This window comes from Nocardia rhamnosiphila NBRC 108938 (assembly GCF_000720425.1).
GTDB lineage: Bacteria > Actinomycetota > Actinomycetes > Mycobacteriales > Mycobacteriaceae > Nocardia > Nocardia rhamnosiphila.
In genome coordinates this window covers 995,644-1,015,698 of sequence record NZ_JOAJ01000001.1, presented here as the reverse complement: position 1 = coordinate 1,015,698, position 20,055 = coordinate 995,644, and the positions used below count along the sequence as shown (strand labels likewise).

Annotated in this window: 16 protein-coding genes; 6 read left to right on the top strand and 10 right to left on the bottom strand. The window is 68.7% G+C overall.

Going from position 1 to position 20,055, the window contains the following annotated elements:
* Positions 1-2: 2 nt before the first annotated feature.
* Both IG75_RS0104505 and IG75_RS0104500 read left to right on the top strand, forming a co-directional pair.
* Positions 3-386 carry a DUF2784 domain-containing protein gene (locus IG75_RS0104505; protein ID WP_030519864.1) on the top strand — a complete coding sequence of 128 codons (384 nt, stop codon included), beginning with the start codon at positions 3-5 and terminating at the stop codon, positions 384-386.
* Between the two features lie 97 nt (positions 387-483).
* Positions 484-1,830 (top strand): CoA transferase, encoded by a 1,347-nt coding sequence (locus tag IG75_RS0104500; RefSeq protein WP_373863724.1) that lies wholly within the window; start codon positions 484-486, stop codon positions 1,828-1,830.
* 21 nt (positions 1,831-1,851) lie between these two features.
* Here the strand turns inward: IG75_RS0104500 and IG75_RS0104495 are convergent, their stop codons facing one another.
* The 5 genes from IG75_RS0104495 to IG75_RS0104475 all read right to left on the bottom strand — a co-directional run bounded on the left by IG75_RS0104495 (position 1,852) and on the right by IG75_RS0104475 (position 6,879).
* Positions 1,852-2,184 (bottom strand): hypothetical protein, encoded by a 333-nt coding sequence (locus IG75_RS0104495; protein WP_030519862.1) that lies wholly within the window; start codon positions 2,182-2,184, stop codon positions 1,852-1,854.
* 56 nt (positions 2,185-2,240) lie between these two features.
* On the bottom strand, positions 2,241-3,215 hold the full coding sequence (locus tag IG75_RS0104490; RefSeq protein ID WP_036512697.1) for a GlxA family transcriptional regulator: 975 nt from the start codon (positions 3,213-3,215) through the stop codon (positions 2,241-2,243).
* Between the two features lie 586 nt (positions 3,216-3,801).
* Positions 3,802-4,449, bottom strand: coding sequence for an Rv0361 family membrane protein (locus IG75_RS38930; protein ID WP_156058632.1), 648 nt, complete (start codon positions 4,447-4,449; stop codon positions 3,802-3,804).
* 146 nt (positions 4,450-4,595) lie between these two features.
* Positions 4,596-5,603, bottom strand: a complete 1,008-nt coding sequence (locus tag IG75_RS40105) for a transglycosylase SLT domain-containing protein (protein WP_081876623.1) — start codon at positions 5,601-5,603, stop codon at positions 4,596-4,598.
* Positions 5,604-5,844: 241 nt separating this feature from the next.
* Complete coding sequence (locus tag IG75_RS0104475) at positions 5,845-6,879, bottom strand: phage tail tip lysozyme (RefSeq protein ID WP_030519858.1); 1,035 nt, start codon at positions 6,877-6,879, stop codon at positions 5,845-5,847.
* A 220-nt stretch (positions 6,880-7,099) separates the two neighbouring features.
* Between IG75_RS0104475 and IG75_RS0104470 the strand changes: the two genes are divergently transcribed.
* The 3 genes from IG75_RS0104470 (at position 7,100) to IG75_RS37190 (ending at position 11,223) form a co-directional block, all read left to right on the top strand.
* A complete protein-coding gene (locus IG75_RS0104470) occupies positions 7,100-7,651 on the top strand; it encodes a dihydrofolate reductase family protein (RefSeq protein ID WP_030519857.1) in 552 nt (183 codons plus the stop codon).
* 136 nt (positions 7,652-7,787) lie between these two features.
* Positions 7,788-10,049 carry a glycoside hydrolase family 3 C-terminal domain-containing protein gene (locus IG75_RS0104465; RefSeq protein ID WP_030519856.1) on the top strand — a complete coding sequence of 754 codons (2,262 nt, stop codon included), beginning with the start codon at positions 7,788-7,790 and terminating at the stop codon, positions 10,047-10,049.
* Between the two features lie 127 nt (positions 10,050-10,176).
* Positions 10,177-11,223 carry a CE1 family esterase gene (locus tag IG75_RS37190; RefSeq protein ID WP_162183774.1) on the top strand — a complete coding sequence of 349 codons (1,047 nt, stop codon included), beginning with the start codon at positions 10,177-10,179 and terminating at the stop codon, positions 11,221-11,223.
* Positions 11,224-11,229: 6 nt separating this feature from the next.
* Here IG75_RS37190 and IG75_RS0104455 read toward each other — a convergent pair whose 3' ends face one another.
* From IG75_RS0104455 to hpnE, 5 genes are all read right to left on the bottom strand, one after another.
* Entirely contained in the window at positions 11,230-12,123 is an 894-nt protein-coding gene (locus IG75_RS0104455; protein ID WP_051714381.1) for a nitronate monooxygenase, read from the bottom strand.
* 138 nt (positions 12,124-12,261) lie between these two features.
* Positions 12,262-14,487, bottom strand: coding sequence for an acyl-CoA dehydrogenase family protein (locus tag IG75_RS0104450; protein WP_051714196.1), 2,226 nt, complete (start codon positions 14,485-14,487; stop codon positions 12,262-12,264).
* Positions 14,488-14,643: 156 nt separating this feature from the next.
* The gene (locus IG75_RS0104445) at positions 14,644-16,245 is read right to left on the bottom strand and encodes a GMC oxidoreductase (protein ID WP_030519852.1); all 1,602 of its coding nucleotides are present in this window, start codon (positions 16,243-16,245) and stop codon (positions 14,644-14,646) included.
* 287 nt (positions 16,246-16,532) lie between these two features.
* Entirely contained in the window at positions 16,533-17,051 is a 519-nt protein-coding gene (locus tag IG75_RS0104440; RefSeq protein WP_307686841.1) for an SRPBCC family protein, read from the bottom strand.
* A gap of 274 nt (positions 17,052-17,325) precedes the next feature.
* Positions 17,326-18,810: a hydroxysqualene dehydroxylase HpnE gene (gene hpnE / locus IG75_RS0104430; RefSeq protein WP_345703651.1), complete on the bottom strand. Its 1,485-nt coding sequence runs from the start codon at positions 18,808-18,810 to the stop codon at positions 17,326-17,328.
* Between hpnE and IG75_RS0104425 the strand changes: the two genes are divergently transcribed.
* The gene (locus IG75_RS0104425; protein ID WP_030519849.1) at positions 18,769-19,995 is read left to right on the top strand and encodes an oxygenase MpaB family protein; all 1,227 of its coding nucleotides are present in this window, start codon (positions 18,769-18,771) and stop codon (positions 19,993-19,995) included. The genes hpnE and IG75_RS0104425 overlap by 42 nt on opposite strands.
* Positions 19,996-20,055 lie beyond the last annotated feature (60 nt).

Sequence of the window (20,055 nt, the reverse complement as noted above, 5' to 3'; positions counted from 1 at the left end):
GGGTGTGGTACCGGCTGATCGCGGATCTGGTCGCCGCCTTGCATCTGCTGTTCATCGGCTACGTGGTGGCGGGCGGCTTCCTGGCGTGGCGTTTCCCGCGCACCATCTGGTTGCATGGGGCCGCTGCCGCCTGGGGTTTCGGCACGGTGCTCGTCGGCTACGACTGCCCGCTCACCTACGCGGAGAACTGGGCCCGGCACCGCGCCGGGATCGCGGGGTTGCCGCCGGAGGGCTTCATCGACCACTACCTGACCGGCGTGATCTATCCGGAGAGCATGCTCACCGAGGTGCAGCTGCTGGTCGCGGCCTGTGTCCTGGTGTCGTGGGCCGGACTGTGGTGGCGCGCCCGCCATCCGCACGGTCCGAGCGCGCGGGTCGCCGGCTGATCCGTACCCGCCGGTGACGCTGTGATGAAAATCGCTGTGCCATCGGATGACCGAGCGTTCGCCGTGCCCACGGCCCAGTACTCTCGGTGCGGTGGACGTGGGCGCACGGCTGGTCCGTGATTACGAAGACGGGGCAGGCGTCGCCGAATCGAAGCCGGTGGACTGGCCCGACCCGGGGCAGTACCTCGCCGCCACCCTCCCGGTGTGGGGGCTGGCCGCCGGATCGATCCAGGCGTTCGTCGCGGCCGCCGATCGGTACCGGCAGGCCACCGGCACCACACCGATCCGGCACCGGCTGAACCCCGAACGTATCGCGGCGTCTTTCGCCAGTGACCGGTTGCTGCGGATCGACGGCGCCCCCGTCGAGGGATTCGCCGACCTGTCCGGGTTCTTTCCGACATTCGACGGCTGGGTGCGCACCCATGCCAACTACCCGCATCACCGTGCCCGGCTGCTGGCCGCCCTCGAACTTCCCGCGGACGCACCGCGCGAACCGGCCGAGGCCCAGATGGCGATGATCCGCGCCGCCGATCTCGAAGAGCTGGCCGCGGCCCGGGGCGCGATCGTGGCGCAGGTACGCGACGAAGCGCAGTGGCGGGCCGGACCGCAGGCCGCCGCGGCCGGGGCGGGCCCGCTCGTCGCGCTGGTGGAACGCGGTGACCGGCGCCGGTACACGCTGCCGGTCTCGGGGACCCCGTACCAGCCGCTCCAGGGCGTACGGATATTGGATCTGACCCGGGTGATCGCCGGTCCGGTGGCCACCCGGGCGCTGGCACTGCTCGGGGCCGAAGTCCTGCGGGTCGACCCGCCGGATCTGCCGGAGATCTCCTGGCAGTACACCGACACCTGCCAGGGCAAATATTCGACCCTGCTGGACCTGAGGTCGGTGTCCGCGGCCCGGGAGGCACTGCTGGACTCCGCCGACGTGCTGGTGACCGGATATCGACCGGGCGCACTGGAACGGCTCGGCCTCACCGGACGGCCGGGGCTCGTCCACGCCCGGGTGAGTGCCTGGGGATTCACCGGGCCGTGGGCGGGCCGGCGCGGATTCGACAGCATTGTGCAGGCCGCGACCGGAATCGCGGTGATCGAGGGAGCGTCCGCCATGCCGGGCGCGCTACCCGCGCAGGCGCTCGACCACGCTTCCGGCTACCTGCTGGCCGCCGGAATCGTCGACGCGCTCGCCGCCCGCGCGGGCGACGGCCGCGGCCGGGATGTGCGGGTGTCGCTGGCCCGCACCGCGACCTGGTTGCTCTCCGAACGAGGCCGCACACCCGACCATCCGGCGCCGGCGGTACCCGGCCCGGGGAACACCGTGACCCATGGGCACGTGGTCAGCGCGGCGCCGGCCCTGGCCGAATACCCGGACTACCCGTTCCCGGCGCCGGGTTATGGACGCGCCGGGCCCCGCTGGGTGGAGCGGCGGGTGCCCGAGCACCACTGAGCTCGCAGGACGCGCGAGGGCTCACAAGCCGGTGGCGAGCCGCACCACGACCGTGTCCTGGGTGACCTCCTGCACCGTAAGGTTCAGCCCCTGCACCGAACCGGACTCCCCCATGGGCACGGTGACCGGCTGGCCCGCCACCGACAGGGTGACGAGATCGCCTTGGACCGAGGTGAGTTCGGTATCCACGCCCAGCACGCTGATCTTCGCCTGCACACCGCGCTCGAATGTCACGGTGCAGCCGCTGACCTCGCATTCGCTCCGCGCCCCCGGTCCCGTCGCGGTGCAGGCCGAGATCCCCAGCGACGCGGCGGCAGTGAGCAGGAGGGCGGCGATCAGCCGTCGAACAGACATGCGGACAGTGTAGGGATCACCCCGCTCACCGCCACCGGAACCGGACGAACCGCCTTCTACCAGGGGAGGCGGTGAGTGCGGATCTCGGCCAGGGACAGGCCGCGCCGGCGGCGGGCGAGGGCACGCAATGCGCTGGCGTTGACGTATCCGACCTCACGGGCGACCGAGCCCACGGTGAGCCCGCCGGACCGCAGCAGCTGTGTGGCCCGATCGAGCCGGATATCGTCGGCGAAATCCTTCGGTGACATGCCGAGCGCGGCGCGGGTCGCCCGTTGCAGGCTGCGCTCGGTGACACCGAGTTCACGCGCGGCAGTGGCGATCAGGAACTGTTCGGACAGGTGGTCGCGCACCCAGCGTTCGTAACCGGCGATCAGCGAACTCCCGCGGGCCACCACCTCGGGTATCGCATAGGGCGCCTGGCTGGCCCGCGGCCCCACAGCGAGGTACCGCATGGCTCGTTCCGCCAGCTCGGGGCTGGTTCGGTAGATCAGCGACAGCGCCATATCCATATGCGCGAGCGAGGCGCCCGCGGTCGTGATCCCGTCCCCGTGACAGACAATGCAGCTCTCGTCCAACCGGACCCGGGGGTAGCGCCCGCGGAAACAGGCGCCCAGCCACCAGCTGGTCGTCGCCGGTGAGTCGTCGAGCACTCCGGATTCCGCCAGGAAGAAGGTCGCGGTGCAGGCGGCGGCCAGGTGCACTCCCTGCGCTCTCGCCTCCCGGATGTGCTCGAGGACCCGCGTGTGTTCCACATCGGTGACCAGCTCCACCAGGGGCTCGGGTTCCAGAATGTCCACCGCCGCCACCGCCAGAGCGTCCAGCGGCGCCGGAATCTCCCCCAGCGGCGTCGTCGGTACCAGATTGCCGCTGCCCGAGCGCACCGAGGAGCCCAGCGAGACCGTGCGGATATTCCAGGGCGGCGGCGGATTCGGCAGCTCCTTGCGCAGCGCGTTGGCTGTGCCGAACGCGCCGAGCAGTGCGCCCAGACCGAAATCGGCCACACCGTCCACCACGAATATCCCGACATCCACGCCCGGAGGATACGGTTCGGGCGCGTCCATCGGAAACCGGACGGTCCCTATGGCCGGAGAAATTCGGAGCACGCGGTCCGATCACCCGCAGTGTGTCGCAAACAGAGCGTTTCCTGTCGCATGAGCCCCTCTGAACCCTGCTACCGAAGCCCGTAGGGTCGGAAAGACAGACGGTGCCGGTCGCCTTCGCGCGATCGGCACCGTTCGTGTGTCGCCACCGAACACACCGCTGACCGCGGATCCGCCGGATCGCGATCTCCGTCCGTGGACGACGACTCGGTACCGAACGAGAGCGCCGCGGCGCCTCCGGCGCGCCGCGGATATCGCCGGTCACCGTCGGGCCGGGCTTCCGCCGCCGACGGCAACGAACCGCACGGCAGCCGCTCGGGGCCGACCCAGCGTGTGGGAATGCATGGCTGCGGCGCTGCGGGGTGCGCCGCAGCCTTCCATTCGCATACGTCCGCCGTGCGGCGCGGACCATCGCTGTCGCCGGGCGATCCACGGAGACGAGCCGCCGCGACCCGGCGAGACTCGGCGACGGGACCGCCCCGCGTCGCCGAGTTCCGCCGGAGTATCGAGCCGAGGGCTAGCGGCCGCCCAGACCGAAGCCCGAATCGTCCATCTCGATTTCCGGATCGAGGATGCCGCAGACCTTCCAGCCACCGTCCTCTTCGACCAGGTCGTAGGTCATGGTGGTGGTGGTCGAGGTACCCATCACCTCCATGGACATCTCCATGGTGAACGTGCCCTTATCGCTGCCCGCGGGGACGTCGACACTCTTCAGCGTGGTCGTCGACTCCGGAAGATCGACATCGGGTACATCGGTCGGCTTCGTCGGGTTCTGCTGCTCGTACTGTGAGATCTCGTCCAGATCGGCCGCGCAGACCAGATCCTCCGGGTCGCCCTTCTGGTCCACCCAGGCCTGGGCGACATCCCGGGGGTCGTCGTAGCCGCCACCCACGACCGAACCACCGCCACCGCTGAACAGGAAGAAGGCGCCCACCCCGACAGCGATCAGGATTACCGCGACACCACCGACGATGAGCGCGATCCGGCCGCCGTTCCCGCCGGAACGCGGGGGCGGGGCTCCATAACCGCCGGGGGCTCCGTACTGCGGCTGACCCGGCGGGTAGGGCTGGCCGTACTGCCCTGGGTAAGGCTGCTGTCCCGGCACGGGTTGTCCCGGATACGGCTGCTGGTGCTGATGCGGATTGGGCTGTTGCGGATGACCCATACGGAAGTCCTGTGATCCTTGCTCTCCTGCGCGTCACCGGAGTGGCGCCGCGTCCGAACTCTAATTCCCCCACGGCAAGCCGGCGTTAACATCGGCTCTCGACGACGCCGGTGATCCGGAATCCCCCCGTACCCGCCAAATTACGATCAATACCCCACGTAGCCGGCACCGTGGGACATATTGACGATTCCGGGCACATTCTCGAGCGACCCGTACCGTTCGATGGCGTAGGCGGTACCCGCGCAGATGTTGTCGACCGGATTCCAGATATCGGTGTGCCCGGGCAGGGCGTGGGCATTGAACGTGGGATCGATGGTCTGCATCAAACCTTTGGACGGAGTGCCCGCTTCCGCGTTGCTGTCCCACAGATTGATCGCGTTCGGATCGCCGCTGGACTCCTTCTCGATCATCGTCGCGATGATGGCGGCGTCCGAGTCCGTGACGTCGTACCCGTTCTGCTGGAGTATCTCGATCGCCTGATCGATCCACTGCGCCAGATCGCCGGTCGGCATCTTGGTCGGTCTGCCGGAGGTACCGGTGATCTCACCGCCGGACCCGGAATCGTCGTCGGATGCGGAGTCACCACCGCCTGCGGATTGCCCGCCCATGAGCGGACTCATCGGGGAGCCCGTGCTTCCCGGAGAGCCACTGGTACCTCCGGACCGGTCCTGCGGCACCTGCAGGGACTTGTTCTCCAGTTCGTTGTGCGCGGACTGCATTTTGCGGACGGTGGCGCCGATGGTGTTGTCTATCGCGACGACCGCGTCGAACTGCTGTCGCGAGGTGGGGTTGTCCGGCACGCTGTCGGTGATCTCGACGACCGCGTCGCGGAGATCCTCGAAATAGCCGCTGACGCCGTTGGCGTCGTCGGCGGCCAGGGCGGCGAGTTCGGCGATCTGGTTGTCGAGGGTGTTCCAGTCCTCGATATAGGCCGCGACCTGCTGATCCAACAGCTCGTACTTGTCCGCTAGATCACCGTCGCCGGGCCGCTCGCCGGCCAGGCGGGCGAACTGCTGGGCGGTGAGGCTCGCCGCGGTACGGTCGCCCAGGCTGTTCTGCAGTTTCTTGAGAACCTTCTCGGCATAGTCGATATAGGGGTTGAGGAGCGGAGCGTTCAACGGACGACGGAGTGTCCAGCTCTTTGCGACGACCATCGCCCTCCGTCCCGCGCCCAGTACACCACCACTTTCTCAACAGAGTTCCATCCGGCGCGTTGCCGAACATCCCCGCTGGTGAGAAGTTTGCACCGATATCTCTGCGATACCGCGAGGAAAACTTTCACGGAGACACGGGGGCGGGCGTGGACGAGCCGACGTCGGCGGTTCTGCGCCCTTGCTGCTCTGCGCGTAAGCCGGTTCGACTCCGCGCGTCATGCCGGATCGAATGTGCGCCGCGTTATGCCAGTACCGAGGGATCGGTGGTAGGAGTCGAGTTCGCCATATTGTTCGCGATGCTCTGGGCATTGGCGATCCGCTGCCCGCGTGCCTCGCCGGAGCTTCGTTCGTAGTACTGGTCGAAGACCGCCGCTGCGTCGCCGGCGGTCGTGGTGCCCTTCAGTCTGCGCATGGCCCCCGATTCACTGTTGTCCAGCTCGTGCACCATGAAGTCGATCTGTGTCTTCCAATCCGTCACCGGCTTGCCCTGAGCCGCGGCGAACGCCTCCAGGTTCGCCCGGCGACCGCCCAGCCACTGGGCCAGACCGATAGCGCCTTCGCCCGGGTTGTACGCGCCGGTGTCGAAGCCCGACTCCACTTGGAGGTTCCCGAGGATACCCGCCGCCTGCGCCGGGGTGAAGCCCTTCTCGAGCAGGTATTTGTACATATCCTGCACCTGCGCCTTCTCGCCCTCGCCGATGGGCTGGGCCGAGGCACCGCTGTAGGCACCGCTGGTGTTGGTGAGGCCGGGAACGTACGGCGCGGCCCCACCATTACCCGACCAGTTCTGTGCGGGAACCTCGGTGGACTTGCCCTCCAGCTTCGCGTAGGCACGCAGGATCGCCTCATAGGCGACGCCGACCGCATTGTCCAGCGCGTTCACGGCGTCGATCTGACGGGCCGGAGTGGGATCGTCCGGTACCGCCGCGGAGATGTCTATGGCACTGTCGCGGAGTTCGTCGAACTCCCGGCTCACCGTATTGGCGTCTTCGGCCGCGAAGCCGGCGATGAAACCGATCTGGTCGTCGAGGGACTCCCAGTCCTCCTGATAGCCATCGACCTGCTTCATGTTGAGGTCGTACTGTTGCCGCAACGCGCTCTCGCCGGGGCGCTCGGCCGCTTTCTTCACCAGCTTCCCCGCGTTCAGCGTTTGCGCGTTCTTGTCCCCCAGCCCGTCTTCCAGCGCCTTCAGTACCTTTTCGATATAGGTGATGTAGGGATTGAGGATCGGAGCGTTGTCCGGACGATGTAGCGCCCATTCCTTCGTCGGAGCCATCGTCCACCTTTCTCAACCCGTACCGCCACCTGCATAACAGAATTCCATCCCGCGACCCGGCGTCACCCTCCCGCTGCTGAGAATCCACGCCGGAGCGGGATCGGCGGGGCACCGATGAGAAACCTTGTCGTGTCACGTCTACCCGAACAAGACCGACAAGCCCAGCGGCCGACCACAGACCGGTGGCACACACCGAGCCGCTGCCAGAAAGGACATCACCATGGGAACCATCGCCGTGCACGAGTTCGTCTCCCTCGACGGGTCGTACGAGGACCCGTCGTTCACCTTCGAGTTCGGGTTCGATCCGCAGATGGGTGAAACCCTTGCCGCGATCACCGGCAACGCGAAGGCGATCCTGCTCGGTCGCAACACTTTCGAGATGTTCGCACCGGCGTGGTCCACCCGTACCGTCGAGGACGATCCGGGCGCACCGTTCTTCAACGACACCGCCAAATACGTGGTGGGCGCGCGGCAGCCGCAGGCCGAATGGGCCAACAGCACCTCCCTCGGCGCCTACGACCCCGATAAGATCCGCACGCTGAAGGACGAGATCGACGGGACCATCTATATCAGCGGTAGTGGCACCCTGGTCCGGGCGTTGCTCGCCGATGGACTGGTCGACGATCTGCATCTGTTCGTGTATCCGATCGCCCTGGGCAAAGGGGAGAAACTGTTCACCGACGGGGTCGGCACCACGAAGTTCACCCTCAAAGGCCATGACGTCTACGCCAACGGGGTGGTGCACCTGGACTACGGACCGGCCGCGTCCTGACACGGTGGCCGGTCCCGGTCCGGCGGGCCGGTACCGGCCAACCTGCGAACTGTCACGCAACGCTGGTCGTATCCACCACCGCACCGCTCCCAGCGGCTAGGTTCGACAGCAGTGCCGAACCACCAGGAGGAGTCGTATGCCGGACCCGATCGCGCCCACCCCGGACGACCTCGTCACCCCGCTGTCGGTCGAGCAGCGTGCCCGGCTGGGCAGTGGCCGCGACTTCTGGTCGACCGAGCCGATCGGGGATATCCCGTCGATCACCGTCTCCGACGGCCCGCACGGCCTGCGCTGTCAAAACCCCGATCACGCCGGTGACGCGCTGGGCATCGGCCCGAGTATTCCGGCCACCTGTTTTCCGCCCGCGGTGGGTCTGGGGCAGAGCTGGGACCCGGAGCTCGCCGCGCGGGTGGGGGCGGCGATCGGCCGGGAGGCCGGGGCCGCGGGTGTGCACATCGTGCTGGGACCCGGGATCAACATCAAGCGGGATCCGCGCTGCGGCCGCAACTTCGAGTACTACTCCGAGGATCCCCGGCTCACCGCCGCGCTCGCCACCGGCTGGGTCCGTGGACTCCAGGAGCAAGGTGTGGGCGCGTCGCTGAAGCACTTCGCGGCGAACAACACCGAACACGAACGGATGACGTCGAGTTCGGATGTCGATCCACGCCCGCTGCGCGAAATCTATCTGCACGCGTTCGGGCACGTGGTACGGGAGGCCGCCCCCTGGACGGTGATGTGTTCGTACAACAAGATCAACGGCGTGTACGCGGCGCAGAACCACTGGCTGCTCACCGAGGTCCTGCGCGAGGAATGGGATTTCACGGGCGTGGTGGTGAGCGACTGGGGCGCGGTCGACGACCGGGTCGCCGCGGTCGCCGCCGGACTGGATCTGGCGATGCCCGGCGCCGACGAGGCCGGTGATCGGCGGGTGGCCGCCGCGGTCGCCGACGGCTCGCTGGCCCCGGAGATCCTGGAAGCATCCGCGCGTCGGATCGCCGCCCTGGCCATCCGCGCCGCCGGCAGCGCCGATCCGGCGACCGGTTGGGATGCCGACGAGCATCATGCCCTCGCCCGTACGGTCGCGAGTCGCTGCGCGGTGCTGTTGAAGAACGACCACGATGTCCTGCCCCTGTCCCCCGGCGGGCATATCGCGGTGCTCGGCGAATTCGCGACCGAACCGCGCTACCAGGGCGGCGGATCGTCTCATGTCAACGCCACCCGGGTCGATATCGCGCTGGACGAGATCCGCGCCCACGCCGGATCGGCGGCGGTCACCTACGCCCGTGGATTCGATACCGGGTCCGACTCCGCACCAGCGGATCTGCGTGCGGAGGCCGTCGAGGCGGCCGCCCGGGCCGATGTCGCCGTACTTTTCCTGGGGCTTGCGGCCACACAGGAATCCGAGGGCTTCGATCGCGACCATATCGAACTACCCGCGGACCAGCTCGAGCTTCTCCACGCCGTTCGCGCGGTGCAGGACCGGGTCGTCGTGGTCCTGTCGCACGGCGGTGTCCTGCGGCTGGCGCCCGTAGTCGGGGCCGCGGACGCGATCCTGGACGCCGCGCTGCTGGGCCAGGCGGCCGGCGGCGCCGTCGCCGATCTGCTGTTCGGTATCGCCGCACCGACGGGCCGGTTGACCGAAACGATTCCGCTACGGCTCGCCGATGTGCCCGCCTACGACAATTTTCCGGGCGAGCAGGGCCATGTCCGGTACGGGGAAGGTATTTTCGTCGGCTACCGCTGGTACGACCGCCGTGAACTCGAGGTGAGCTTCCCGTTCGGGCACGGACTGACCTATACGACCTTTGCCTACGCCGAACCGCACGCGGTCTCCGACGCCGACGGCGTCACAGTGACGGTACGGGTGACCAATACCGGCGCACGGGCCGGCCGGGAGGTCGTCCAGGTCTATACGAGCCCGGTGACCTCGTCGATGTCGCGCCCGCCGCGGGAACTCGGTGGATTCGCGACGGTGGAGCTGGATCCCGGTGCGGCGGACGAGGTCACTGTCCGGATACCCCGCCGGGAATTCGCCCGATGGCACGAACCCGCCGGTCGCTGGATCGTCGAAGGCGGCGACTACATTCTGTTCATCGGGCGTTCCAGCCGGGATCTGCCGGTGCGCGTGACCGTCCGGGTCGACGGGGACGAGGTTCGGGTGCCGCTCACCCGGGAATCGGCGTTCGCCGAGGTCATGGCGAATCCGGTGGCGAGGCAGGAACTCGGCGCGAAACTGGCGCCGCTGATCGGGGAGCCCGGTAGTTCGGCGGGTACCGATCTGGGGGTGGATATGGCGCGCATGATCGGGTCCATCCCCATCGGGCGCATCGCGCTGAACCTCGGTGGGCTGATGACCGCCGAGGAACTCGACGATCTGCTGGCCCGCGCGAACGGCTGAAACACGCGGCGGGATTCGCGGCGCGGCCGCTGCCGGTCGGGGCGCGCCGCGAATACGTCCAGGGCCCGAACTGTGTGAATTCGGAATTACGGCAAGCGGATTACCGCTCTTTGCCATGATCTTTTACATGAATAGAAATGCTATTTCCGCCGTGCGCGGGAAACTGTGGCGCTTCGCCGTTTCGCGAGCAGTGCCGGCCGTATTCGCGGTCGTCGTATCACTCGGCCTCATGGCGAGCCCCGCCCACGCCGGACCCGCGACCCCGGCTCCACTCCCCTCGGCGGGCTGTTCGGTACCGCAGCCGCGGCCCGGTACCGAGGCGGTACTGTTCGGATCCCGCGGGATCTCCGGTGTCTACGGCCGGGATGTTCCCGCCGGCACGGACCGCCCCCTGCCGGTGGTCCTGGACCTGCACGGATATCTCGAACCCGCGTTCATCCAGTACACGAGCACCGAACTCGGCGCCTACGGACGCAGCCACGGCTTCGTCACCATCACCCCGCAACTGTTGCGTCCCGGCCTGCCCCGCTGGGACTTCGGTTCCGGTTCGGCCGATATCGGCTATCTGGCGGACCTGCTCACCGAGGTGGAATCCACACTCTGCGTGGACACCCGGCGTATCTACGCCACCGGGCTGTCCATGGGCGGCTTCACCACGTCGTCACTGGGCTGCCAGCTGGCCGATCGGATCGCCGCCATCGCGCCGGTCGCGGGGCTGGCCGATTTCGCGTGGTGCACGCCGGCCCGGCCGATGCCGGTGATCGCCCTGCACGGCACCGCGGACCCCATCGTCGCCTACGAGGGCGGCACCGGCCCGAACGCGCGGCTGCTCCCTTCGCCGGACGGATCCGGTTCGGCCGACCCCGCCCATCGGGCACCCGAGGTGGAAGGTCCAGGCCCACATTCGGTTCCGGAGAATGCCGCCGCCTGGGCCCGGCGCAACGGATGTGCGAGCGAGCCGGTCGAGCGGCAGGTCACCGGTGATGTGATCCTGTCGGCCTATCCGTGCCCGGCGGGAGCCGAGGTCCAGCTGTGGTCGGTGATCGGGGGCGGTCACCTCTGGTTCGGCACCCCCTCGGTGATCTTCCCGGTCGCCCTGGTCGGCTCCGATACCGAGTCCATCAGCGCCACCACGCTCATCTGGGACTTCTTCCGCGCGCACGCGCTGAACTGATCTCGCTCACCCCAGCGCGGCCAGCCGCTCCCGGGCCCGCTCGTACTCCACGGCGAGCCGGTCGACCACGGCCGCGGTGGGACCGATCCCGGTCACCGCGCCGATACCGTGCCCCGCGCCCCAGATATCGCGCCACGCCTTGGCCTCACCGGAGTTCAGGAATTCCAGCGACCCGGAGCCGTCACCCGGGGCCCCCAGCGCATCGGGGTCCATACCGGCGGCGACGATACTCGGCCGCAGGTAGTTACCCTTGACGCCGGTGAAGAAATCCGTGTAGACGATATCCCCGGCGGTGCCGGCGACGATCATCTTCTTGTACTCGGGCACCGCCGCGGCTTCGTCGGTCGCGATGAATGTGGAGCCCACATAGGCGAAGTCGGCGCCCGCGGCGAGGGCCGCGAGCACACTGTCGCCGTGCGCGATGGCGCCCGAGAGTGCCAGCGGGCCGTCGAACCATTCCCGGATCTCCCGGATCAGCGCGAACGGCGACACCGTCCCACCGTGGCCACCCGCGCCGGCGGCCACCGCGACCAGTCCGTCGGCCCCCTTGGCCACGGCCTTGCGGGCGAAGGTATCGCTGATGACATCGTGCAGCACCACCCCGCCGTAGGCGCGGATCCGTTCGTTGACGTCGGTGCGGGCGCCCAGCGAGGTGATCACGATCGGTACCCGGAACTCCTCCAGGATCGCCAGATCCTCCAGCAGGCGCCCATTGCTCTTGTGCACGATCAGGTTCACCGCGTACGGCGCCGCGCCCGGGGTCGCGGCCAGCTCACCGGTGATCCGGGTTAGCCATTCCCGCAGTTTGTCGGTGCTCCGCGCGTTGAGCGCCGGGAAGGAGCCGATGATCCCCGCCTTCGACTGGGCGAGGACCAGCTCGGGGCCGGACACGATGAACATGGGGGCGGCGATAACGGGTAGGCGCAGGTCGGCGCGCAGGATCGCGGGTAGTCGCTCGGTCACGCTACCGACGGTAACAGGGGCGCCCGCCCTCAGTTGCGGGTCGATCCGGGCACCCCGGTCCGACCGGTCCGCGCGTTATTTCCGGGGCAACCCGAGCACCAGCGTCGCGATGGTATTGAGCTGGATCTCCAGTGTCCCACCGCCGATGATCCAGGTCGGGATATCGAGTTCGTGGTGTACCGGTTCGGAGACCGCTTCGCCGAGGGCCCCGGCCGGGCCGATCAGGTTCAGGGCGGCCGCCGCGGCGTCGGTGTGCAGCATGGAGGCCGCCGCCTTCGCGACACTCGTGGCCGGACCGACCGGCTGACCGTCCAGCCGCCGGATCGTCTCGCGCAGATTCAACGCCGAGACGGCCGCGCCCCGAGCACTGATTCGGCCGAGTGTGCGCAGCGCGTCGTCCCGGCTGCCGGCGTACTCCTTGCGGTCGATGATCTCTTTGATCCGCTTGTTGTGCCCCGGATCCCGGACACCGCCGATGAACAGCCGTTCCTGCGCCAGCGTCTCCAGGGTCAGCGTCCAGCCCTGTCCCGGCTCGCCCAGGACCATCGAATCGGGCACGAAAGCGTTGTCGAAGAAGACCTCGTTGAACTCGGCACCGCCGCTGGCCTGGGTGATCGGGCGGACCGTCACCCCGGCGCCGTGCATATCGACCAGGAACATGGTGAGTCCGCGGTGCCGTTCGGCGTCCGGATCGGTGCGGCCCAGCAGCAACCCCCAGTCGGCGCGATGGGCGAGCGTGGTCCAGATCTTCTGTCCGTTCAGCTCCCATCCGCCCTCGACCCGGGTGGCCCGCAGGCTCAGGGAGGCGACATCGGATCCGGCCTCCGGTTCACTGAACAGCTGGCACCAGATCTCTTCGCCGCGCAGTGCGGGAGCCGCCAATCGGGCCAATTGCTCGGGTGTGCCCCGGTGCAGCACGATGGGTACCACCCACTGGCCGATTCCCATGGAGGGCTGGGCGATCCCGTGCCGGTCGTATTCGTCCTGCAGAATCAGCTGTTCCAGGGGTCCGGCCTCGATCCCGTAGGGCCGCGGCATCGGCGGCGAGACCAGGCCGTTGTCGGCCAGCAGCGTCCGGCGTGGGCCCGGGTTCACCGCATCGGTGTCGCCGATCTTCGAGGGACCCGGGTTGTCCAGTTCCGCCGCGCGGTCCAGGATCGCCGAAACCTGTTCCCGGAAAGACGAATCCGTCTCGGGCAGGGGTACGGCGAAGGTACGCGGCCCGTGCAGCGCCGCCGCGCCGAGCCGCAGTTCCCACGATTCCACCGGCCCGGCCAGCGCGGCCAGCGCGATGGCCCGCCGCCAGTAGAGGTGGAGATCGTGTTCCCAGGTGAACCCGATCGCGCCGTGCAGGCCCAGGCATTCCACGGCCGCGTGTACCGCGTTGCCGAGGGTGGTGAGCGCCGCGCCGGCGACCGCGTGCGTCCGCTGCTGCGCCTCGTCGTCCAGGCCGCGAATCGCGTCCCAGGCCGCCGCGGTGGCGAGTTCGCTGGTGATCAGTAGTTGGGCGGTGCGGTGCTGTACCGCCTGGAAGGCGCCGATCGGCCGGCCGAATTGGGTGCGCGAGGTGACGTAGGCGGTGGCGGTGTCCGAACACCAGCGGATCACCCCCGCCGCCTCCACGGCCGACAGCGCCACGGCGACCGCGACGGCCCGCTCGGTGTCGAGCGCGACCGGTGTATCGGCAGCGACCGAGGTGAACCGGATCTTGCCGATATCGCGGCCCAGATCGGCTCCGTCCTGCACCTCGACCTCGAGTCCCGCGGCCGTCCGGTCGACGACGAACCACCTGGTCTCCGCGCCGGACGCGGCGGCCACCACGAACAGTTCGGCCGACGCGGCCCCCAGCACCGGCCCGGTGACACCGTCGAGCCGCGCGGTATCGCCGGAGGCGCCGTCCACCGTGATCGCGTGCTCGGGCACGACGACCGCGCCGGTCGCCCCGGCGGCGAACTTCCGCAGCAGGGCATCGACGCGGTCCTGCCCCGCCGCTGCGGCGAGCACCGCGCTGGTGACCACGGTGGGCAGCAGCGGGCCCGGCAGCAGCGCCCGCCCGGATTCGGCGACCACCACCGCGAGGTCGTCGAGGGTGCCGCCCTGTCCGCCGATCGATTCCGGCAGATGGACCCCGGCCAGGCCGAGCGCCACCAGGTCGGGCCAGAAATCCGGCCGCACGCCCGCTTTCAGGCGTTCGGTGTTCTCGCGGAGGTGTCCGCGACCGGCGCGGCGGTCGGCGAATCCGGTCACGGTTTCGGCCAGTGCCGCCTGGTCGGCGGTCAGCGCTACAGGCACGGTTCTCATTCCGGTCGAGGGGTACGGTCTCATTCCCGATCGGGTACGGGAATCTTGGATTAGAACCCGTTCTACTCGCGGCAGAGGGATTCGCACAACCCGGCCCCGGCCCCGCACCGCTTCCGCCGCTGTGGTCGGGGCCGGCCGTACCGGGCCCGGCGACCGTCAGATCATCGACCCCACATCCTGGGCGACCAGGTTGTCCATGGCCCGTTCGGCCACCGCGGCGATGGTCATCGACGGATTGCACGCGGCGGCGTTACCGGGGAGCAGCGCGCCGTCGAGCACGTACAGCCCCGGCTGGTCGTGGACACGGCCGTCGAGATCGCAGACCGTCCCCATACAGGCGCCGCCCAGGGGATGCCAGGTCGAAGGGAACGCGCGGTTGGTGTCGCCGATCACCGACGCCGGACCGGCCACCTTGTGCACGGTTTTCTCGATCCATCCGTACTGGATGCCCGCGTCCCCGTCCGCGGGCCAGGACAACCGGGCGCTGTCGGTGGCCGAATCGTAGACGAAGCGGCCCCGTGTCTCACTCACTCCGTATCCGACCAGCATGGTGGTGTGGGCATCCATACCCAGCGGCGGAATCGAGGCCTGGATGACGGTGTGCGCTGTCGCCGGATCGCTCCAGTTCAGGCTGCCGTAGACGACCGGTCCGCCCTGTTCGGGACCGAAGTCCTCGGCCAGGTCGGTCCAGGTGTAGATCCGGTCGGCATTGGTTCCCCAGCCCATACCCAGTTCGTCGGGCAGATCCGGGACCAGCCCCTTGGCGGCGGCACGCACGAGCAGATCGGTGGTGTTGAGACTGCCGGCGGCCATGATGAGCGCCTTGGTGGTGAGGATCTTCTTCTCCAGCACCCGCGCGGTCTCGTCGGTCCGATCCACATGGAGGAGCCAGCGGCCGTCCGGGCCGCGTTCCACATCGGTGACGTTATGCATGACCTGCACATCGACCAGGCCGGTGGCCTCGGCCTCGGCCACATAGGTGACGTCCACCGAATGTTTACCGCCGTTGTTCACCCCGAACGCGCCGGCACCGTTGGTATAGGAGGCCTTCATCTCACCGCGGGTCTCGGCGAGAGCGTAATTCCAGTCGATGGGCATCGGAATCTTGGACACCGGCAAGCCGGCGGCCGCGGCGTTCCGGGCGAAGACGCGGGCGGCCTTGTAGTGCGGATGGGCGATCAGTTCGTCGGGCGCCACCGCCAGCCGTAGCATCGACGCGACGCGCGGATAGTGCACGCGGTCCATCAGGCGCCAGTCCAGTTCCTGCGGGAAATGTGTGTTGAACACCGCTTCGCTCGGCTGCAACGACATCCCCTGGTAGAGAAGGGAACCACCACCCAGCCCCGCCGCGCACAGCGCGGTCATGTTCTCGCCCGCGACCGCGTCGAGCAGTCCGGTGTAGGGCTCGAGCGCCACCGGCTTCCCGAATAGTTGCGGATCGGAACCGTGCCACAGTAGTCGCCGGTCCGGGTCCATGGGATTACCGAAGGTGTCCGCGTTCGGCCCGGTCGCCCAGCGCTTTCCACGTTCGAGCAGCAGAACCGGCACACCGGCCCGGGCCAGCCGCAGCGCGGCGATCCCGCCACCGAATCCGGAGCCGACCACGATCACCCGATGCTCTTCGCGCACAACAGGAGTGCGCCGCCGCGGCGCGCGGCTCCCGGGTTGCGCGGCGGCGACACCCGTGCCGGCGACGGTGAATCCGGCTGCGGCGGCCGCGGTACCACTCAGGAATGTGCGCCGTGAGAATGCGGACAAGGACGACCTCCGAACAGCTGTGCACGACTCCGCGCGACAGCCGCCCCGCCCGCCGCGCCCCGCCCCGGAACGCGGCGGCCGGGACAGCCGACAAGCGGAGTGCCCGGGGAATCTTCCGCGGGCGAGGTCAAAACTAGACACCTGTCGGGACTGGTGTCAATAACCAATCGGACGCTCGGCCAACTACCGCGACGCGATTACGGATGACCCTATCGTGCCAGTTCATCGGCCAATTTCGGGCCGGAGTAGCGCGACCCGGCCCTCTGTTCACCGCAGGTGGGGCTGATTCAGATTCCGCGAACAGCCTCCAGTTCGGCCTTCATCCGCTCCAGGGTCCGCCGGATATTGCCCTTCTGGAATTCGGCGAAGCCCCGTTTTCCGGTGGCGATCCGGTCGAACCACAGCGCGGGCGTGTCCGGCCAACCGGCGCGATCGTCGTACCAGGTCTCGGTGATCCGAGTGCCACCGGCCACCTCATCGAACCGGTACTCCCAGGTGGCCACGGCCACCGGCAGCAATGGCTTCCACACTCCCCACCGGCGGACCTCGAAGACGAACCGGCTCGGCCGCTCGGCCACCACCACCGTGCATCCGGTGTGCCAGCGCATGGCGCCGCGCCGGTTGGCGCCCACGAACTCCATTCCGGGATAGACGGGCCGGCCCGGCTCCGGGACCACGGCCCCGGTGTTCTCCGGACTCCACCTGCCCATCTGCGTCACATCGGTCACTGCGTCGTAGGCAGTCTCCGGATCGATGTCCACCACGATGCTGTCGGACACCTGGGTGGTCCGGGAAATCTTCACCACGGTCGTAACTCCTTGTCGGCCCCGTATCACTCGTCGATCGTAGGCACCGCGGCGGCCGCCGCGAGATCGCCGGACCGCCGTACCGGCCCGGCGCGCACCGTCTCGTCGGAACGGATCCGGTCCCGGCCGCCGCGGCGGCACACTCGACGCGCGGATCAGCGCCCGAGCGGTGTCCTCGCCTGCCGGAGCCGACACCGGCACCCGGGGCGGTCAGCGGGAAGGCGCCGTCCGGGGCAACCATCTGCGAGTCGATCGCAAGGCGCCGATCCCGGCGTCATCGCCGAGCGCGATCGGCCGCGGCGGCATGGTCCAGCAGTGCCGCCACCGCCCGCTCCGCGCTCTGGGCAGCGCTTTCCATCGTGGCCGACCAGTCGGTACGGGTCCAGTCGCCGGCCAGTACCAGATTCGGCACCGAGGTCCGCTGGTCCGGGCGCAGACCTGCGGTGCCCAGCACCTGAGAGAAGGTGGCCTTCGGCATTTTCACGACATGGGCGTGCACCAGCCGTGCCGCCTCGGCTTCCGGATAATAGCGACGGATCAGCGCGAGCTGCTCCGCGACGATCTCGTCGTTGCTCTTGTGGATCTGCTCGTAGGCGCCGCTGGTGGTCAGGCAGTAGAGCCAGGCACCGTCGGGGTTCCGGCCGTGCATACGCTGCCGGTCGAAGACCTCGTCGATCACGCCGGTCCCCCCGATCAGCGCTTCCATCGCGGACTTCGTCCGCAGCGGCCGGTCCAGATACAGGTTGGTGCTGACGATCGGGGTAACGCCCAGTTTGTCGGCGGCCGCATAGATCTCGGCGTGTTCGGGCAGTTCGTCGAGCAGACCGTGGATCCGCGAATTGGGTACCGCGCACACCACCGCGTCGGCCGGGATCTCGGTGCCGTCGGCCAGTTGCACCCCGGTCACCAGGCCGTCGGTGATCAGGATCCGGCGGGCCACCGTCCGGAACCGGACATCGACACCGTATCGGGCGAAGGCCCGCTCGGCGCCGGTGATGTACAGGGTGTCCAGGTCCACGGTCGGATAGCCGATGGTGACGCCGACACGGTCCTGCGCCCCGATGCGGATCCCGGTCGCCAGTACATCGGCGAATACCTTCGCCGACTCTCGCTGGACCGGTTCGGCCGCGATACCGAGAGCCAGCCAGTCCCACAGTGCTTCCCGCGCTGTCGCGGGCATTCCCACCCGCTCGAACCACTGCTCGGTGGTGATATCGGCGAGATCCGCGGGCTGGTACAGGGCCTGCCACCCGAGCCGGATCGTCGCCCGCAGCGCCCGGAGCCGGTCGAGCACCCCCGCGTCGGGGTGGGCGCCGAGCACTGTGCGTACCGCACGGAATCCCTTGGTGTGCAACAGGACCGCGCGTCCACCCGGCCAGCGCAGCGTCCCCGCGCCGGGGAATTCGAGATGGTCGCGGGTTCCCACGCTGTCGAGGTAGCGGAACAGGCTGCGGTAGCCGCTGGCCACCACGTGCTGCCCGTTGTCGGGTGTGTCGGCGACCTCGGGGACCTCCATCGCCTGGGTGCGGCCGCCCAGCCGGGCCCGCCGTTCGAGCAGGGTCACCTGCTTACCGGTCTCGGCCAGCCATACCGCCGCGGCCAGGCCGGCGAGCCCGCCCCCGATCACGACATATCGACGGGCATCGTTCATCTGCTTCTCCCGGACCTCGCGAACCCCATGATTGACACAATGTAACGCAGTCCATACATTCGTTTCATGGGTTCCGACAACACGGGTGCCGCGATTCCCACCCGTCACCCCGCCGCTCCGGTCCGGGTTCCCGGACTGCGACCGTTCGCCCTGCTGATGGGCATCGGCGCGCCCGACGCCGAGCAGTGGGACGCCATGGGCGCCTCCCTCCTGGCCGGGGACGAGCCGATGGATTCACTGGTCGACTGGATGATCACGACGGGGATGGGCACCACCCGGCCGCTGTTCGAACAGGCCCTGCACGCCGGGATCGATTCGGTCCCCGACGCCCCCGCCCCGCTGCGCGAATTCTTCACCGTCGTGGAGACCCCGCCGGCCTGGCTGGACGAACAGGCGCTGCGCCGCGGCGAACAAGTCCTGCGCCGCGGCGGATTCGACGGGTTGTACCTGGCGCGAGATGTCTCCTTCCTCGGCGGTTATCTCGCCTCGGGTTTCAACAAGACACTGCTGCGTACCGGAGCCCTGGAGAAGGGTCCAGCGCAGCGGTTCGCCGAAACCATGCAGTGGGCGCTGGACGTCCAGAACGGAATGGAGAAGTTCGGCCCCGGCTACCGTTCGACCCTGCACGTGCGATTCGTCCACTCGCTGGTCCGCCGGCACGTGGGCGCCATGCCGGACTGGGACGGTGACGCCTGGGGGCTGCCGATCAACCAGACGGATATGGCGGCGACGCTGGTGGGCGCCCTCATCGCACCGTTCATCGGCGGGATGGCGATGGGAATCCTGCCCGCGCGGGCGGACCGGGAAGCGGCCGCTCATCTCGCACGCTATGTGGGGTGGCTCATGGGTGTCGCCGACGAATGGCTGCCCACCGGGTTCCGCGACAGCGTGCGGATCCTGTACCACTGCATGACCGCCATCACCAACCCGGACGAGACCACCCGCCGGCTCGCGTTGCCGATGGCGAACGATCCACTCACCTGGAACTACCCCAACCTACCGTGGCTGCGCGGCAGGATCGCCCGCGCCCAGCACCTTTCGATCGCCACCATGTACCTGGGGCCGCGCGCCATGCGCAAGCTCGGATTGTGGCCGTATATGCCGCCGTGGTACCCGATGCTGCGGTTGCCGGTCAATCTCGTCCGCAGCGCGACCACCCGGATCAGCGCAGGTGCGCGGGCCCGTGCCGAAGCGCGGGGAATGCGGGAGCAGGAGGCGTTCCAGCGGATGCTGGTCGGCTCCGGACCGGCGACCGTCGGACTCTCCGCGCGGAGCCTCCAGGCCGGTGCCTGAGTCCGCGAAAACAGCACGCAGGCACCGGGTTCGGTTCGGTTAGGCCGGGATTCATGCACG

Bases quoted from the DNA above. Each gene is read 5' to 3' on its own strand.
- IG75_RS0104495 (WP_030519862.1), bottom strand. From the start codon at position 2,184: ATGTCTGTTCGACGGCTGATCGCCGCCCTCCTGCTCACTGCCGCCGCG.
- IG75_RS38930 (WP_156058632.1), bottom strand. From the start codon at position 4,449: ATGGGTCATCCGCAACAGCCCAATCCGCATCAGCACCAGCAGCCGTAT.
- IG75_RS40105 (WP_081876623.1), bottom strand. From the start codon at position 5,603: ATGGTCGTCGCAAAGAGCTGGACACTCCGTCGTCCGTTGAACGCTCCG.
- IG75_RS0104475 (WP_030519858.1), bottom strand. From the start codon at position 6,879: ATGGCTCCGACGAAGGAATGGGCGCTACATCGTCCGGACAACGCTCCG.
- IG75_RS0104470 (WP_030519857.1), top strand. From the start codon at position 7,100: ATGGGAACCATCGCCGTGCACGAGTTCGTCTCCCTCGACGGGTCGTAC.
- IG75_RS0104465 (WP_030519856.1), top strand. From the start codon at position 7,788: ATGCCGGACCCGATCGCGCCCACCCCGGACGACCTCGTCACCCCGCTG.
- IG75_RS37190 (WP_162183774.1), top strand. From the start codon at position 10,177: ATGAATAGAAATGCTATTTCCGCCGTGCGCGGGAAACTGTGGCGCTTC.
- IG75_RS0104455 (WP_051714381.1), bottom strand. From the start codon at position 12,123: ATGTTCATCGTGTCCGGCCCCGAGCTGGTCCTCGCCCAGTCGAAGGCG.
- IG75_RS0104450 (WP_051714196.1), bottom strand. From the start codon at position 14,487: ATGAGAACCGTGCCTGTAGCGCTGACCGCCGACCAGGCGGCACTGGCC.
- IG75_RS0104425 (WP_030519849.1), top strand. From the start codon at position 18,769: ATGGGTTCCGACAACACGGGTGCCGCGATTCCCACCCGTCACCCCGCC.